The organism is Histidinibacterium aquaticum (assembly GCF_008710275.1).
Lineage (GTDB): Bacteria > Pseudomonadota > Alphaproteobacteria > Rhodobacterales > Rhodobacteraceae > Oceanicola > Oceanicola aquaticus.
In genome coordinates, this window is record NZ_VYQE01000001.1 from 170,879 (window position 1) to 186,844 (window position 15,966).

The 15,966-nt window shown below is 69.3% G+C and carries 16 protein-coding genes; 10 read left to right on the top strand and 6 right to left on the bottom strand.

The features are described 5' to 3' along the window. Window positions 1–19 precede the first annotated feature (19 nt). Together F3S47_RS00815 and F3S47_RS00820 are read right to left on the bottom strand one after the other, a co-directional pair. Window positions 20–889, bottom strand: a complete 870-nt coding sequence (locus tag F3S47_RS00815; protein ID WP_150443330.1) for an alpha/beta hydrolase — start codon at window positions 887–889, stop codon at window positions 20–22. Beyond that, complete coding sequence (locus tag F3S47_RS00820; RefSeq protein ID WP_150443331.1) at window positions 882–2,243, bottom strand: MFS transporter; 1,362 nt, start codon at window positions 2,241–2,243, stop codon at window positions 882–884. The genes F3S47_RS00815 and F3S47_RS00820 overlap by 8 nt, the downstream gene beginning before the upstream one ends. A gap of 116 nt (window positions 2,244–2,359) precedes the next feature. On the opposite strand from F3S47_RS00820, the gene F3S47_RS00825 reads away from it, so the two are divergent. After that, a complete protein-coding gene (locus tag F3S47_RS00825) occupies window positions 2,360–3,580 on the top strand; it encodes an Hsp70 family protein (protein ID WP_150443332.1) in 1,221 nt (406 codons plus the stop codon). 1 nt (window position 3,581) lies between these two features. Here F3S47_RS00825 and F3S47_RS00830 read toward each other — a convergent pair whose 3' ends face one another. Further along, the gene (locus tag F3S47_RS00830; RefSeq protein WP_150443333.1) at window positions 3,582–4,325 is read right to left on the bottom strand and encodes an alpha/beta hydrolase; all 744 of its coding nucleotides are present in this window, start codon (window positions 4,323–4,325) and stop codon (window positions 3,582–3,584) included. 125 nt (window positions 4,326–4,450) lie between these two features. Here F3S47_RS00830 and F3S47_RS00835 point away from each other — a divergent pair, with 125 nt between their 5' ends. Together F3S47_RS00835 and thrS are read left to right on the top strand one after the other, a co-directional pair. Then, window positions 4,451–5,608, top strand: coding sequence for an MFS transporter (locus tag F3S47_RS00835; RefSeq protein WP_191090038.1), 1,158 nt, complete (start codon window positions 4,451–4,453; stop codon window positions 5,606–5,608). An 86-nt stretch (window positions 5,609–5,694) separates the two neighbouring features. Next, window positions 5,695–7,656, top strand: a complete 1,962-nt coding sequence (thrS, locus tag F3S47_RS00840) for a threonine--tRNA ligase (RefSeq protein ID WP_150443335.1) — start codon at window positions 5,695–5,697, stop codon at window positions 7,654–7,656. Window positions 7,657–7,671: 15 nt separating this feature from the next. Here the strand turns inward: thrS and F3S47_RS00845 are convergent, their stop codons facing one another. Together F3S47_RS00845 and F3S47_RS00850 are read right to left on the bottom strand one after the other, a co-directional pair. Next, window positions 7,672–8,040, bottom strand: a complete 369-nt coding sequence (locus F3S47_RS00845) for a hypothetical protein (RefSeq protein WP_150443336.1) — start codon at window positions 8,038–8,040, stop codon at window positions 7,672–7,674. A gap of 48 nt (window positions 8,041–8,088) precedes the next feature. Then, the gene (locus F3S47_RS00850; protein WP_150443337.1) at window positions 8,089–8,415 is read right to left on the bottom strand and encodes an arsenate reductase family protein; all 327 of its coding nucleotides are present in this window, start codon (window positions 8,413–8,415) and stop codon (window positions 8,089–8,091) included. Between the two features lie 180 nt (window positions 8,416–8,595). Between F3S47_RS00850 and F3S47_RS00855 the strand changes: the two genes are divergently transcribed. Beyond that, the gene (locus F3S47_RS00855) at window positions 8,596–8,802 is read left to right on the top strand and encodes a cold-shock protein (RefSeq protein WP_150443338.1); all 207 of its coding nucleotides are present in this window, start codon (window positions 8,596–8,598) and stop codon (window positions 8,800–8,802) included. A gap of 119 nt (window positions 8,803–8,921) precedes the next feature. Here F3S47_RS00855 and thyX read toward each other — a convergent pair whose 3' ends face one another. Next, a complete protein-coding gene (gene thyX / locus F3S47_RS00860) occupies window positions 8,922–9,830 on the bottom strand; it encodes an FAD-dependent thymidylate synthase (RefSeq protein WP_150443339.1) in 909 nt (302 codons plus the stop codon). Between the two features lie 432 nt (window positions 9,831–10,262). On the opposite strand from thyX, the gene F3S47_RS00865 reads away from it, so the two are divergent. The 6 genes from F3S47_RS00865 to F3S47_RS00890 all read left to right on the top strand — a co-directional run bounded on the left by F3S47_RS00865 (window position 10,263) and on the right by F3S47_RS00890 (window position 15,936). Next, the gene (locus tag F3S47_RS00865; RefSeq protein ID WP_150443340.1) at window positions 10,263–11,348 is read left to right on the top strand and encodes a hypothetical protein; all 1,086 of its coding nucleotides are present in this window, start codon (window positions 10,263–10,265) and stop codon (window positions 11,346–11,348) included. A 24-nt stretch (window positions 11,349–11,372) separates the two neighbouring features. Next, window positions 11,373–12,716 carry a porin family protein gene (locus F3S47_RS00870; protein WP_150443341.1) on the top strand — a complete coding sequence of 448 codons (1,344 nt, stop codon included), beginning with the start codon at window positions 11,373–11,375 and terminating at the stop codon, window positions 12,714–12,716. Between the two features lie 68 nt (window positions 12,717–12,784). Then, window positions 12,785–13,213 carry a VOC family protein gene (locus F3S47_RS00875; protein ID WP_150443342.1) on the top strand — a complete coding sequence of 143 codons (429 nt, stop codon included), beginning with the start codon at window positions 12,785–12,787 and terminating at the stop codon, window positions 13,211–13,213. A gap of 5 nt (window positions 13,214–13,218) precedes the next feature. After that, on the top strand, window positions 13,219–13,926 hold the full coding sequence (locus tag F3S47_RS00880) for a DUF1194 domain-containing protein (protein WP_150443343.1): 708 nt from the start codon (window positions 13,219–13,221) through the stop codon (window positions 13,924–13,926). Beyond that, window positions 13,923–14,645: a DUF1194 domain-containing protein gene (locus tag F3S47_RS00885; protein WP_150443344.1), complete on the top strand. Its 723-nt coding sequence runs from the start codon at window positions 13,923–13,925 to the stop codon at window positions 14,643–14,645. The genes F3S47_RS00880 and F3S47_RS00885 overlap by 4 nt, the downstream gene beginning before the upstream one ends. A 100-nt stretch (window positions 14,646–14,745) precedes the next feature. Then, window positions 14,746–15,936 (top strand): DegT/DnrJ/EryC1/StrS family aminotransferase, encoded by a 1,191-nt coding sequence (locus F3S47_RS00890; protein ID WP_150443345.1) that lies wholly within the window; start codon window positions 14,746–14,748, stop codon window positions 15,934–15,936. Window positions 15,937–15,966: the final 30 nt, after the last annotated feature.

The following is a 15,966-nucleotide window of genomic DNA, read 5'->3' on the forward strand; positions in this document are numbered from 1 at the left end:
GATCGCCGCGCACGGGACATCATGTCTCGCCTCCCAGTCCCTGCCGCCGCGCCCAGTCGAGGGCCCGGGCGACGACCCGGTCGGTCTGCCCCGGCGAGAGGATGTCGCCCGCCACGACGTGTCCCATCGGGTCGTCGCCGCTCTCGAAGGCCACCTCGAAGCGCTCGACGGGCGCGCCCCATCGCCCGGCGACGCGCGCCACGGCGCGCGGGCTCACGACGCGGTCGTTCAGACCGTAGACGAAGAGCGCCGGGACCCCGATACGTTCGAACCTCACGGCCCTCGTCGCGCGCATGGCCTGCGCCATGGGGAAGAGCGCGCGAACCGGATAGCTCGAGGTCCAGTACCGTCCGTGCGCCTCGTTCACGAGATCGAAGCCCCGCTCGCGTCCCGCGATCCACGGGCCCCAGAGCCCCGCGCCGGGGGCGTCCAGCATCAGCGAGGCGATCCGCGAGCTGAGGGCGTAGTTCGGCGAGACGAGGATGGTCCCGGCAGCTCCGAGATCATGGCCAAGAGCCTCGGTGATCAGGGTCGCGCCGGTGGAGCAGCCGATCCAGAGCGTGCGCTCGCCCAGTTCCTCGCCGATCCGCGCGGCCTCGGCGATGTCGCGCCGCCAGTCCCCGAGGGTCGCCCGCCCCATCGCGGCCCCGTCCTGACCGTGTCCCGACAGGCGCGTGAAGAAAAGGTTGGCGCCAAGGCCCTCCGCGATCCGGTCGGGGACGGGGCGCAATTCCTCGGGGCTGGCGGAGAAGCCGTGAACGTAGACCACCGACAGCGGCGTGCGGGTGCCGGGCCTGCCGGCCCAGACGACGCGTTTCTCGCAGCCGGGGCGCAGGTTCGGCACCTCCGCCTCTGCCGCCGCGAGCCTCTCGTCCAGCCCCTCAGGCATGGGCGGCCAACCCGCGCGTGGCGGCACGGTAGAGGGTGAGCAGCACGAGGATCGACAGCGCGAAGATCGCCGCCGGGAGAAGCGTCAGCGCCCAGGTGAGCGTCGCCAGTGCCTCCGGCGTCTGTTCCACCGGGCCGCCGGTGCTCTCCTGCCAGCCGGCCCGGGCGAGCACGAGGCCGAGGATCAGCGGGGCGACCGCGTTCGCGACCTTCTGGCCAAAGAGCCAGACGGCGGAGAAGCTGCCTTCCACTGCGGCCCCGCTGCGGTTGCGCGTGACATCCATGAGATCGGGATACATCGCCCAGGGGATCTGCTGGTAGCCCCCGTTGGCGATCCCCGCCAGGAAGAAGAGCGCGGCCACCGGGCCCGGGGAGGCTGCCGGCAGCAGCCTCCAGATCAGCCCGAGCACGACGATGTAGAGGAGCACGGCGGCGACCAGCGCGCCGGTCTTGCCCCAGGCGGCAGAGGCGCGGACCCAGAGCCACTGGCTCGCCACCGCGCCCAGAACGAAGCTCGCGAAGAGCGTCGAGAACATGCCCAGCGCGCCGACCGCGCCGGAGAGCGGCCCGTCGCCCGCATCGGCCACGAGGTAGAGCGCCGCGAGCTGGAGCCCCGCGGCGATCAGGGCGACCGCGAGGGTCTGGATGCCGTAGAGCGAGACGAGAACGACGAAGGGCCGGTTGCCGAGGACGAGGCGCGCGATCTCCGCCGCGCCGGTCGAGGGTCCGACGTCGATCCGCGGCGCGCGGCGGGTCAGCCAGAGCATCCCCCAGATGGTCAGCAGGATCACCGGTGCGATCACGAGGACCGCGCGGGCATAGCCTTCACGGCTGTCCCCGGCGAGCGCCGGCAGGACCGCTCCCGCGACGAGCAGTCCGAGCGAGGCGAAGACCATGCGCCAGGCCGTCATGGATGAGCGCTCCTGCGCGTTGCGGGTCATCTCGCCCGCCATCGCCCCGTAGGGCACGGCGACGAAGGTGAAGCCCACAGTCGCCAGTCCGAAGAAGGCCACGACCCAGCCCATGTTGGCCTGCCAGGCCATGCCCTCGGGCACGCGGAACATGGCGACGATTCCGAGGGCGAGGAGCGGCGCCCCGGCGGCGATCCAGGGCACGCGACGGCCCCAGCGGCTGCGGGTCCGGTCCGAGAGGACGGCGACGAGCGGGTCGGTCACCACGTCGAAGGCGAGAACCGCGAAGGTCACCCATCCCGCGGCGGCGGCGGGAACGCCGAGGTAGGTCGTCAGAAAGGCGAAGACGAGGAGCTGCTTGACCACGACGAAGCAGCCGATCCCCATGTCGGCGAGCCCCCAGCCGGCCGTCTCGGCCCGCGTGAGCGTCCTGCTGCCCGTCATGCCTGCCCTCCTGCCTCGGCGCGACCCTAGACGCGGGGCGCGCGGAGGCCAATCGGAACCTTGCAGCCTCGCGCGGGCCGGGCTAGGCGGGCGCCTTTCGGAAAACGGAGGGTGGCATGGACTGGCTCGCAGTGGACTTCGGCACGTCGAACACGGGCGTCTCGGTCCTGCAGGACGGCGCGCCGCGCCTCGTGGCGCTCGAGGACGGCGCCGAGACCATGCCGACGGCGGTTTTCCTCGATTTCACCGAGAAGCGCACCCTCTGGGGCCGCGCCGCGGTCACCGCCCTGATCGAGGGCCGCGAGGGGCGGTTCATGCGCGCCCTCAAGAGCGTCCTGGGCACGCCGCTGATGCAGGAGAAGCGGCAGTTCTTCCAGGAGCGGGTGACGCTGGTGGAAATCACCGCGCGGTTCCTGGCGGGCGTCAAGGAACGGGCCGAGGCCGAGACGGGCCGCCGTTTCGATGCCGTGCTCTCGGGGCGGCCGGTTCGGTTTCACCCCGACCCCGATCGCGACCGCCGGGCAGAGGCCGATCTGCGCGCGGCCTACGAGATGGCGGGCTTCGAGCGGATCGAGTTCCTGCCCGAGCCCGAGGCCGCCGCGCTTTCGGCCGGGGAGGCGGAGGGCGTGGGGCTCGTCGTCGACATCGGAGGCGGCACCTCGGACTTCACGCTCTTCCGGCAGAGCGGCGAGGAGGTGGCGCGTCTCGCGAGCCACGGTATCCGCGTGGGCGGCACGGACTTCGACCGGTCCTTGAGCCTCGGGCACGTCATGCCGCTCTTCGGGAAGGGCAGCCTCCTGAAGGCGGAGCTGGGGGAGAAGACGCACCCCGCCCCCGCCGCGCTGTTCAACGGACTGGCGAGCTGGGAGCAGATCGCCTTCCTCTACGGCCCCGACACGACGCGGCAGGTCAAGCAGATGCGCAAGCTGGCGCTGGAGCCCGAGAAGTTCGCGCGGCTCGAGGAGGTTATCTCCATGGAGCTGGGGCACGACGTGGCCTTCGCCGTCGAGGACGGCAAGATCGCGGCCAACGCGGGCGACGCCGAGATCGACCTCTCCGTGGTCAAGCCGGGACTCTCGGCGCCCCTGCCCGGCGAGCGGCTCATGCTCGACCTCGGTCCCTTCGCCGACGAGATCGCCGAGGCCGCGCGCGACACGGTGAGCGCGGGCGGAATGGAGACCGTGGACGTGGGCCGGGTGGTCTTCGTGGGCGGCTCCAGCCTGCTGGGGGTCGTCTCGGGCGCGGTGGCGCGGGCCATGCCCGGGGCGGAGCTTGTCTTCGGGCGCGCCTTCACCGCCATCGCCGACGGCCTCGCGATCGAGACGGCCCGCCGATAATTCAGGCCGCGAGCGAGGCGAGGACCTCCTCGATGGCCGCCTCGATGACCGGCAGGTTCTCGGGCCGCGAGAAACGGTGGTCGGCGCCCTTCACCAGCGTCAGGCGGATGTCCGGCCCCTCCGCGTGGCCGAGGAGCCGCAGCGCGGTCTCGACGCTCACGTCGGGGTCATCCGTGCCCTGGAGCATCCGCACGGGCACGTCGAACCTGAGAGGGCTGCGCAGCACGAAGCGCTCGCGCCCCTCTTCGATCAGCCGCCGGGTGATGGGATAGGCCTCACCGTACTGCGAGGGCACGTGGACGACGCCCTGCGTGGCGAGCGTCTCCCGCTGAGCGATGTCGAAGCTCGCCCAGTAGCCGTCCTCGGTGAAGTCCGGTGCCGCGGCGATGGTCACGAGACCGGCGACGCGGTCGGGATGCTCGCGGGTGATGAGGCAAGAGATCCAGCCGCCCATCGAGGAGCCGACGAGGACGGCCGGTTCGCCGAGCAGGTCGAGCGCGGCAAGCGCGTCCTCGTACCAGTCGCCGATGGCGCCGTCCTCGAACCGGCCCGAGCTCTCGCCGTGCCCGGAGTAGTCGAACCGGAGGAAGGCCCGGCCCTGACGCCGCGCCCAGGCCTCCAGGTGGACGGCCTTCGTCCCGCTCATGTCCGAGCGGAAGCCGCCGAGGAAGACCACAGGCGGCCCCTCTCCCGCGGTCCGGCAAAAGGCGATCTGTCGTCCCTCGGGTCCGGTCAGCTTGTCCATGTCGCCCTCCTGTCCGTTGCGGTGGCGCAGATAGCCCTGAGCGCGGCAGCGGTCCAGCACGGGGGACGGGGCAGTTCAGGCGATTGGCGATTGACCCGGGGCGGCCGCCGGTTACGTCCGACCGCGTGTCAGACTCTCCGCGCCTCCTCATTCCCGTCCTCGCCGCGGCCAATGTCGTCGTCGGTCTCAACGCCTTCCTCGTGATCGGCGTGATCGAGCCGCTCGCCGGCGGCTTCGAGGTCAGCGAGGCGGCGGCGGGACGGCTGCTGACCACCTATGCCCTGAGCTACGCCCTGCTCTCCCCGCTTCTCGTCGCGCTGACGGGCCGGCTCGGGCGGCGGCGGGTGCTGGCGGGCGGAATGATGGTCCTCGGGCTCGCGACGGCGCTCTCGGCGCTGTCGCCGGCGCTCGTCCCGCTGCATCTCACGCGCATCCTGGCGGCCATCGGCGCGGGCGTCATCACACCGGTGACTGCGGCGGTGGCCGCGGGACTGGTGGCCGAGGATCACCGGGCGCGCGCCATCGCCGCCGTCATCGCCGGGCTGACGATCGCGCAGGCAGTGGGCGTGCCGGTCGGCACATGGCTCGGCTACACCTTCGGGTGGCGACTGGCCTTCTGGCTCGTCGCCGCGCTCGCCCTCCCGGCGGCCTGGCTGCTCTGGGTGACCGTGCCGAAGGGGCTCCGCTTCACGCCGGTCAGCCTCTCCGACCTCGGCCGGGTCCTTGCCACGCCACCGCAGATGGCGGCGATCCTGTTCACCGCGACCTTCCTTGGCGCGACCTTCCTGCTCTACACCTATCTCGCGCCGCTGCTGACCCAGGAACAGGGCGTCAGCCAGTCGGGAGTCTCGGTGCTGCTCTTCGTATACGGGCTGGGAGCCGTCGCCGGGAATCTGCTCGGCGGAGCCGCAACGGACAGGGTCGGCCCCCGGCGGATGCTGACCGGTCTCTGCCTCCTGCAAATCCCCCTCCTGACCGTGTTCTCCGCCCTGCCCCTGCCGCTCGTCGCGGTCTATGCGCTGGTCGGGGCCTGGTCCCTATCGGGCTGGTCCTTCGGTGCGGCGCAGCAGGTGCGACTGCTGAAGATCGCGCCGGAACGGGCGCAGGTCCTCTTCGCGCTCAATGCGGCCTGCATCTATCTCGGCATCTCGTTGGGCTCCTATGCGGGCGGCGCGGTGCTCTCGCGCTTCGGGCCGGGCGCGCTGGGGATCGCCGCCGCCATCGGCATCGCGCTGGCGCTCCTGCACCTGCTCCTGTCGGACCGCGCCACGCGGCGCGCTTGACGCGGGGCGCGGGAGGCGTCAGGAGAGGCGCGACATACCCGCAACCGGGCGTTCCGTGGGCGCCAAACCGACGAGGAGGAAGGCCGATGAGCCTCGACCAGTCCCAGATTTCCCTGACTTTTCCCGATGGCGCGAGCCGACCCTACCCCGCCGGCACCACCGCCGCCGAGGTGGCCGAGAGCATCTCGAAGTCGCTGGCGAAAAAGGCGATTTCCGCCCAGCTCGACGGCCAGCACTGGGACCTCCAGTGGCCCATCGAGGCGGACGCCGAGATCGCGATCAACACGATGCAGGACGAGGGTCCGGCCCTCGAGCTGATCCGCCACGACCTCGCGCATATCATGGCCCGCGCCGTGCAGGAGATCTGGCCCGAGGTGAAGGTCACCATCGGTCCCGTCATCGAGCATGGCTGGTACTACGACTTCGACCGGGCCGAGCCCTTCACGCCCGAGGACCTCGGCGCCATCGAGAAGAAGATGCGCGAGATCATCGCCGCTCGCGACCCGGTGAAGACCGAGGTCTGGAGCCGCGAAGACGCCATCGCCCACTACGAGGGCACCGGCGAGAACTACAAGGTCGAGCTTGTGCAGGCGATTCCGGACGACGGTCAGCCGATCCGCATGTACTGGCACGGCGACTGGCAGGACCTCTGCCGCGGCCCGCACCTCCAGCACACCGGACAGGTCCCGGCCGATGCCTTCAAGCTGATGTCGGTGGCCGGCGCCTACTGGCGCGGCGACAGCTCGCGCCCGATGCTCCAGCGGATCTACGGCGTGGCCTTCCAGAACAAGGAGCGGCTCAAGGCGCACCTGACCTTCCTCGAGGAGGCCGAGAAGCGCGACCATCGCCGCCTCGGCCGCGAGATGGACCTCTTCCATATGCAGGAAGAGGCGCCGGGCCAGGTCTTCTGGCACCCCAACGGCTGGACGATCTACACCGAGCTGCAGGATTTCATGCGCCGCGCCCAGCGCCGCGATGGCTACGTCGAGGTGAACACGCCCCAGGTCGTCGACCGCAGGCTCTGGGAAGCCTCGGGCCACTGGGAAAAATACCAGGATCACATGTTCATCGTGGAGGTGGACGAGGAGCACGCGCGGGAGAAGTCGGTCAACGCGCTGAAGCCGATGAACTGCCCCTGCCACGTCCAGATCTTCAACCAGGGGCTCAAGTCCTACCGGGACCTGCCGCTGCGCATGGCCGAGTTCGGTTCCTGCAACCGCTACGAACCCTCGGGTGCGCTGCACGGCATCATGCGGGTCCGCGGGTTCACCCAGGACGACGCGCATATCTTCTGCGAGGAGGATGCCATCGCCGCCGAGACGGAGCGCTTCATCGCGATGCTCTCCAACGTCTACCGCGACCTCGGCTTCCCGACCTACAAGATCAAGTTCTCCGACCGTCCCGAGACGCGCGCCGGCTCCGACGAGATCTGGGACAAGGCCGAGAAGGCGCTGCTCGACGCCACCCACAAGGTGACGAACGACGTCGAGCTGAACCCCGGCGAGGGGGCCTTCTACGGACCGAAGCTCGAGTTCGTCCTGACCGATGCCATCGGCCGCGACTGGCAGTGCGGCACGCTGCAGGTGGACTTCGTCCTGCCCGAGCGGCTGGACGCGACCTACATCGGCCGCGACGGAGCCAAGCACCGCCCGGTGATGCTCCACCGCGCGACGCTGGGCTCGTTCGAGCGGTTCATCGGCATCCTGATCGAGGAGCACGCCGGCCGCCTGCCCTTCTGGCTGGCGCCGCGCCAGGTGGTCGTGGCTTCCATCGTCTCTGAGGCCGACGACTACGTCTATGATGTCGTCGACCAGCTGCGCGCCAAGGGGATCCGGGCCGAGGCGGATACCCGCAACGAGAAGATCAACTACAAGGTGCGCGAGCACTCGGTGGGCAAGGTCCCGGTGATCCTCGCCATCGGCGCGCGGGAGGTCGAGGAGCGGACGGTGACCGTCCGGCGTCTCGGCGAGAAGCAGACCTCGGTGATGCCGCTCGCCGATCTCGTGGAGACGCTTTCGGAAGAGGCGACTCCGCCCGACCTCAAGTGACCTGCTTCCGGAGGCCTAGAAATGGGCCTTCGGCTCGTCCGGCTTGCCGGCGGCGATGGCCAGCAGCCCGCCCAGCGCGGCGAAGCCGATCGGGAACATGGTCCCGAGGTTGAAGCCGAAGGCCATGTAGAAGAGCCCCGCCGCAACGACCATGAGCGCGCCGCCCCAGAGCGCCCGCGACTTGGCCATGGCGCCGCCCGCAATAGCCAGCAACGGCGCGAAGAAGCTCGCGGCGCGCACCAGTCCGGGGTTCTCGAGCAGCCCGAAGGCATCGGCGAAGTCGGCGTTCCACTCGGTCAGCTCGGCGTAGCCGTAGCCGACGAGGCCCACCAGAATGCCGAACAGCCCGGCAATGATCCCCAGCATGAGGGCGGCGTTGCGCATCTCGTCTCTCCCTGTTGTCCGGACTGCGAGATAGGGACGGCCGCGCCGCTATCCAAGGACGTGCGTGCGTACCTCCGGGCTCCGGCCCAGGTGCCAGCCCTCCCCCGTCCGGATCACCGGCCGCTTCATGAGGGTCGGGTGCCGCGCCAGCAGGACCTCCGGCGGCTCGGCCCGCTCGGCCTCCGTGAGGCCGCGCCAGGTGGTCGAGCGGCGGTTCACGAGACCGTCCCCCAACGCCTCGATCATCTCGGACAGGTCGGCAGGCGGGACGCCGTCGGCGCGGACATCGACGACGTCGGGCTCGTGGCCGGTGGCGCGAATCTCCTTCAGCGCGCGCCGGCAGGTGTCGCATTGACGGAGGGCGTAGATCTTCATGAGCGCATCCTTTTTGGGCAGCGAACACGGATTGTTCCGGGGTTCAAGCACGCGTCATTTGATTTTCGTGTTCATTTGTTACCTCATCGGAACGGGGCCGGTCGCCCGACCCGTGTCGGACATGGATTCAGCCGGCCCTGTCTCTCCCGACGGGAGGGTCAAGAACGAAGGGAAGGCGGCATGCCCAAAGGAACCGTTAAGTGGTTCAACACCACCAAAGGCTATGGATTCATCGCGCCGGAAGACGGGGGAAAGGACGTGTTCGTCCATATCTCCGCCGTCGAACGTGCGGGAATGACGGGATTGGCCGACGATCAGCAGGTTGAATTCGAGCTGATCGAAGGGCGAGACGGCCGCAAGATGGCCGGCGACCTCAAGGCCGTCTGACCCGCGGCCCGGCCCCCGCCTGCACGGGGCGTCCAAACTTGGACAGGGGGCCAAGGTACTGATTTCGAACGGTAACCGTGGTTAACGGCCGCGGCCGTTAACCTTTTTGCCGCGCGATTTTACGAGGCGATCACCGCCTGGAATTCTCGCCATTCGCCCTTGGACATTCCGCTCGTTTCCTGGGTGACCTCTTCGCCATTCAGCATTCGACGCAGGCAATCGATTGCCGAGGCCGAAAGCGTGGCGCCGCCGAGGCGATAATCCTCGAAGGCCCGATAGGCGGAGGGCACCCAGTCCTTAACCATTTCGCAAATCGTTTCGGCGTATACCCGGATCTCGTACTGCGCGTGAGCGTCGGCACGCAGGCGAAGGAAATGAAACAGATTGTGGAGGTCCACCTTCCAGTACCATTGCGTATAGATATTGGCGGGCAGGTTCATTCGGGCGAGCTCACGGGCGAGACCCTGCTGGCCCTCGGTGGAGATCATCTCCTCGTAGTGGTCGTAGGAGCGCGCCGCGTCCGACTTCAGCCACTCGAGCACGCGGGAGGCCTCCTCGCCCGAGAGTGCCTCTCCCCGCCCCTGGTTGTTGACGACGGACTGGGCGGCGAGCGCGTCGGCCTCGGGAATGTAGAACTCGCGGTCGAGGATCGAGTAGCGCGCGGAGTATTCATTCACGTTCGCGGTGCGATGCCGAATCCACTGGCGCGCGACGAAGACGGGCAGCTTCACGTGCAGCTTGAGCTCGCACATCTCGAAGGGCGTGGAGTGCCAGTGCCGCATGAGGTAGCGGATCAGGCCCTCGTCGTTGCTGACCGCCTTGGTCCCGCGCCCGTAGCTGACACGAGCGGCCTGGCAGATCGCCGCGTCGTCGCCCATGTAGTCGATCGCCCGGACGAAGCCGTGGTCGAGCACCGGGCGGGCGAGGTAGAGGTGCTTTTCCATGCCCTCGCTCACGGCGCGCAACGTGGGCCGCGCGCTGGCACGAAGCTCGTCGATCTCGGCTTGCTGCTCGGGCGTGAGGGGCATTGGCGCTCTCCTTGGTGTCAGTCGCTCTTGGTGGCCGCCAGCACCTTGCCCGATGCTCTCGCGGGCGTCCACGTCTGGAGACGCGAGCCGAGGATCGTCCACGGCCCTCCGGATACTGTTCGGGCGGTCGCTCGGGGCCCAGAGCCGAGCGCATGCGGGATCAGAGCGGCGGGCGACCCGGCGCCCGGACCAGTGGCGAGTCCACATACACCGACAGCGCCCGGCTGCCGGCACTCTCCCCCACGTAACGGATCGAGGCGGTTCGCCCGGGACCAGCTCCCGCTGTCCCTCCAAGGACTGAAAAGGCCGTGACAATTGTGGAACATGGCCTCGGCGGGTTTACGCCGGGACATTGACAGAGAGGGGGTCCCCCCGAAGGATTGCATCCAAACACCGGACGCAGATCCGGGAATTCGAGCGAGAGCAGGTCACATGTCCCGATTTCTGATCGCCGTTTCGGCGCTTGCAATGCTGTCCGCCTGTGGTGACGGCCAACCCTTCTTCGACGAGCAAGGGGTCGAGGAGACCGACGGCGAGGACGGCGAGGCCGATAGCCCCGATACCGCGGACGAGGACACCGTCGACGAGGACGGGGGCGTCGAGAACGCAACCGGCGATCTGCCCCCCGGCACCTCCGAGCCCTCCGGCGACAGGCGGATCGTCCGCTACGAGCCCGACGGCTCGCTGATCGATCCCGTCGTCTACAACTCGGAAGACGACACGATCATCGTCAACAACATCCCCTTCGACGGCGCGAACGTCTACCAGCGCGGCGACGCGGTCTCCACGCTCGGCGGCTATGCCGTCTACGACGCGGACGTCGAGGTGCCGGACTTCCTGACCGGCGAGCCGATCGACCAGATCACGCCCTACCGCGCGCTCGTCGGCATGTCGCGCAACACCGTCGATCGGGACGGCGAAGAGGTGCCGCGCACCGCCTTCGCCATCGTCCGCACTGGCGGCTATGTCGAGTACGGCTTCGGCGGCTTCGTCTATTCGCGAGAGGGCGGCGTCACCCTGCCCGACGACGACGGCGAGGAGGTCTTCGCCGGACAGGCCCGGTTCACGGGCGACTATGCCGGCATGCGCGTCTTCTCGAACCGCGGGGGCCTTGAATACACCCGTGGCGAGATGCGGCTCGACCTCGACTTCTCTGACTTCGACGGCGTCGGCGCGGTCAAAGGCAGCGTCACCGACCGGCGCGCTTTCGACGTGGACGGCAACCGCCTCGCGACCGGACCGGGCGAGGACGACCTGAAGCTTCCCAACCTCATCATCGACGTGCAGGAAGGCTTCGACAGCAACGGTGAGGTATCGGGCGGCATCAGGTCCTATCTCACGACCGACACGGACACGCTCGAGGAATACGAGGCGGGCAACTTCTACGCCATTCTCGCCGGAGACACGACAGACGCGGACGACGGCGGCGAGATCGTCGGTGTCCTCGTCGTGGAATCGACCGATCCCCGCTATGACACCCAGGTTCAGGAAACCGGCGGATTCATCCTGTACCGCTGATCTCCGGGCCGCCATGGTGACCGCATGAAACCTCTCCTGTTCCCGCTCCTCGCCGCGGGCGCGCTTCTCGCGGGCCCCGCCACGGCGCAGGGCGTGGCGCTGACCCCGGGCGAGACCTTCGTCGTCGCCTCCGACCTGCTCGACGCGGGCCGGGCGGCGGAAGCCGGGCTGATGGCCGAGGCCCTGGTAGAGCGAGACCCGACCGACGTGCCCGCGCTGATCCTGCGCGCCGAGACGGCGGTGGCCTCCGGCGACTTCGAGACGGCGCGGCTCTCTGCACTCTCGGCCTGGGAACAGGCGGAGGTCGACGCGGCGCGCTACGCTTCCGCGCGGCTGGTCGCCCTCGCCGAGACCGAGCGGGGCCGCTATACCCCCGCGCAGTTCTGGCTGCGCCGGGCGCGGCAATATGCGCCGACGGTGGAGGCCGAAGAGCAGGTGGCCGAGGACTACGACGTCGTGCGGCGGCTCAATCCCTTCAGCTTCTCCCTCGATTTCACGATCGCGCCGAGCGACAACATCAACAACGGCAGTTCCAACGACACCATCGTGCTGCCGGGGCTTCCCTTCGTCTTTCTCCTGTCCGGCGAGAGCCAACCGCTCGCGGGGACGGAGTTCACCCTGGGCGGCGGGGCGCGCTACCGGATCCGGCAGACGCAGCGCACCCTCACCTACCTTCAGGCGCAGGGCTACGTCCGGACCTACCGGCTGTCCGACGAGGCGAAGGAGATCGCGCCGGGGGCCGAGGGCTCTGACTATGCCGAACAGCAGATCGCCGTCGGTATCGGGCACGCCTGGCTGCCCGAGGGCCAGCGCAACCCCTGGCGGTTCTCGCTGATGCAGGGGCGGTTCTGGTACGGCGGCGAGCCCTGGTCGGACTTCACCCGGGCAACCGTCGACCGGCGCGTGACGCTGGACGAGGACGACCGGCTCGACTTCAGCCTGACCGCCGAACGTCTGATCGGGCACGAGACGCCGGACAGCGACACCTACGGGCTGCGAGCCGGGTGGACGCACGCCTTCGAGGACCGGGGCGCGCTCACGCTCTACCTCAAGGCGCGGGAGGTCACCTCGGAGGGTTTCGACCGCGCCTACGAGGCGCGCGGCGGCGGGATCGGCTGGCAGTTCGAGGGCTCGGGCATCGAGGTGCTCTACGACTACGAAGCGCGGGAGTACGAGCGCAGCGCCTTCACCTTCGGCACCCGGGAGGACGACCGGCACAACCTGCGCCTTTCGGTGCCGGTGCCCGGTGTCGAGTTCTACGGCTTCCAGCCCGTCGTCACGGCAGAACGGAGCCGGACAGAGAGCAACATCAGCCGCTACGAGACGGACACGACGGGCGCCGGTGTCTCCTTCCGCTCGGCCTTCTGAGCGGCACTGGCCCCTGCCCCACGGCGTGCTAGGCTCAGGGCCGAAGCACAAAGACTGGGGAGCCCCGCATGACACTGCGTTATCTGCACACGATGGTCCGGGTGAAGGATCTGGAGGCGAACATCGCCTTCTACGAGCTTCTGGGCCTCAAGGAGACCCGCCGGATGGACAACGAGGGCGGGCGCTTCACGCTGGTCTTCATGGCGCCTCCCGGCCAGGAGGAGACGCCGGTCGAACTCACGTACAACTGGGACGGCGACGAGGGGCTGCCCTCGGACAGCCGTCACTTCGGTCACCTCGCCTACGAGGTCGATAACATCTACGAAATGTGCGAGCACCTCCAGGAAAACGGGGTGACCATCAACCGGCCCCCGCGCGACGGCCGCATGGCCTTCGTCCGCTCGCCTGACAACATCTCCATCGAGCTTCTGCAGCGGGGCGAGGCCCTTCCGGCGGCCGAGCCCTGGGCCTCGATGGAGAACACCGGGCACTGGTAGAGCCGGTGCGGGGCGCAGCCCTCGGCCTCGCCCTGGTCGCCGCGGGTCCCGCCGCGGCGCAGGGGATCGAGTGCCGCCTGGCGCTGGTGCTCGCGCTCGACGTCTCCTCTTCGGTCGACACCGGGGAGAACGCCCTGCAGCGCGGCGGGCTCGCCGCCGCGCTGGTCGCCCCCGAGGTCCGGGAGGCCTTCTTCCAGACCGATCTGCCGGTGGCCCTCGCGGTCTTCGAATGGTCGGGGCGCTGGAACCAGAAGCGGCTGCTGGACTGGACCCTGATCGAGCGCCCCGGCGATCTCGACACCGCCGCCTCTCTCATCGCCAGTTCCACGCGCTCGACCTCGGAGTATCCGACGGCCATCGGCTACGCGATGGGCTACGCCTCGACCGTGCTTCGGGAGGGCCCGGCCTGCCTGCGCCAGACCGTCGACGTCTCGGGCGATGGAGTGAACAACGAGGGGTTCGGCCCGCAGGCCGCATACCGCGAGTTCCCGTTCGCGGAAGTGACTGTGAACGGCCTCGTCATCGAGGAGCCCGACCCCGAGGCGCAGGCCGAGGTCTCGACCGCCGAATACTACGAGCGCGAAGTCCTGCACGGGCCGCTCGCCTTTCTCGAGGTCGCCCGGGGGTTCGAGGACTACGAAAGCGCGATGCGCCGCAAGCTCGAGCGCGAGGTCGGCTCCCAGGCCATCGGACGGCTGGAGCGCGGCCGGTGATCCGCGCGCTCGTCGCCGCGGTCCTGCTGCTGTCGGGGCCCGCCTGGGCCCAGTGTCGGCAGGCCCTCGCGCTCGGGCTCGACGTTTCAGGCTCCGTCGATGCGCAGGAATACCGGATGCAGCTGGACGGCCTCGCGGCCGCCCTGTCCAACGAGGAGGTCAGCTCCGCCCTGCTGGAGGGCAGCGGAACCGTCCGCATCGCCGTCTACGAGTGGAGCGGGCCGCGGGCGCACCGGATTCTCCTGCCCTGGACCGAGATCGCCGGTGCCGCCGATATCGCCGTCGCCGCCGGGCAGCTGCGCGCGACCGCCCGGGTCCGCAGCGAACCGACCACGGCCATCGGCGCGGCGATGGAGATGGGCGGCGCGATGCTCTCCGAGCAGGCCGCATGCTGGCAGTCCACCCTTGACCTCTCGGGCGACGGCAAGTCCAACACCGGGCCGCGGCCGCAGGATGTCCCGGAGGCCGCCCTGCCCCCCGGGACCACGGTCAACGGCCTGGTGATCGGGGCGGAGGCCGAAGATGCCGGCCGCCGCCGCCTCGTCGCCATCGGAGAGCTCGTCGCCTACTACCGCGCCTATGTCATCCGGGGACCGGGATCCTTCGTCGAGGTCGCCATGGGCTTCGAGGACTACGAGGCCGCCATGACCCGCAAGCTGCTGCGCGAGTTGCGGTCGCTGGCAATCGGAGGGGGCGCCGCATCGGAGAGTCGCGGCTGATCCCCTGCGACCGATCAGCCGGTTTTCGCCAGCCGAAGTGGACCCTCGAGATCCCGCGTGTTAGGACTTCCCGAAAGACGTTTTCAGGAAAGCCGAAAACATGACCTCTCTCCCCGATCTCTACGCCGCGGAACCGATCCCGGAGGCCGCCCGCGCCGAAGTCGAGCGGCTGCTCGCCTCGGGCGATCTCTTTCGCTACACCGCGCCTGAGAACGCGCCGGTTGCCCTGTTGGAGCGGGAGTTCGCGGATTTTCTCGGCGCGAAATACGCGTTGGCGGTCTCCTCCTGCTCGGCGGCGCTCTTCCTGTCGCTGAAGGCGCTTAGACTGCCGAGGGACGCCAGGGTCATGATCCCGGCCTTCACCTTCGCCGCCGTGCCCTCCTCCATCGTCCACGCGGAATGCGAGCCGGTCCTCTGCGAGTGCGGCGAGGACTACCGCATCGACATGGAGGATTTCGCGGCGAAGCTTCCCGGCGTGCAGGCGGTCATCATCAGCCACATGCGCGGGCACACCTCCGACATGGACGCGATCCTCGCGCTCTGCGCCGAGGCCGGGGCGCCGGTGATCGAGGACGCCGCGCATTCGCTCGGGACGACCTGGCACGGGCGGAACATCGGGACGCTGGGACGGGTCGGATGCTTCTCCTTCCAGTCCTACAAGCTGCTCAACAGCGGCGAGGGCGGCATTATGGTCACCGACGACGCGGAGCTGATCGCCCGGGCGGTCATCATGTCGGGCGCCTACGAGCATAACTGGACCAAGCACCCAGTCCTGCAGGAGGTCTTCGCCGAGGTGCAGAACACCCTGCCCCTCTACAACCTGCGCCTGTCGAACCTCGCGGCGGCCATCGTCCGGCCTCAGCTCGGCGAGGTGGGCAGGAGGGTGCGCGACGGTCGGCGCAATCACGACCGCGTGGCGGCCGAGATCTCGGTTTCGCCCTGGATCTCGGTGCCCGAGGCTCTGGGCCCCGAGGAGCGGGCGCCGGATTCCATCCAGTTCAACCTCGAGGGCATGGGCGAGGCAGAGACGCGCGCCTTCGTGTCCGCCGCGGCGGCAAGGGGCCTCAAGGTCCAGGTCTTCGGTCTCTCGGAGGACAACGCCCGTGCCTTCTGGAACTGGTCCTTCCTCGGCCGCGACTGGGACCTGCCGAAAACGCGCGCGATGCTGATGCGCGCCTGCGACCTCCGCCTACCCGCGCGGCTGACGGAGGAGGACTGCGACCTGGTCTCGGCCGCGCTGCTGGACGCGGTGGCCGAGGTCACGGAAGAGACCCGCGCCTACGGCACCTGACGGGGCGGAGGCGAGGGGCCAGCCCCTCGC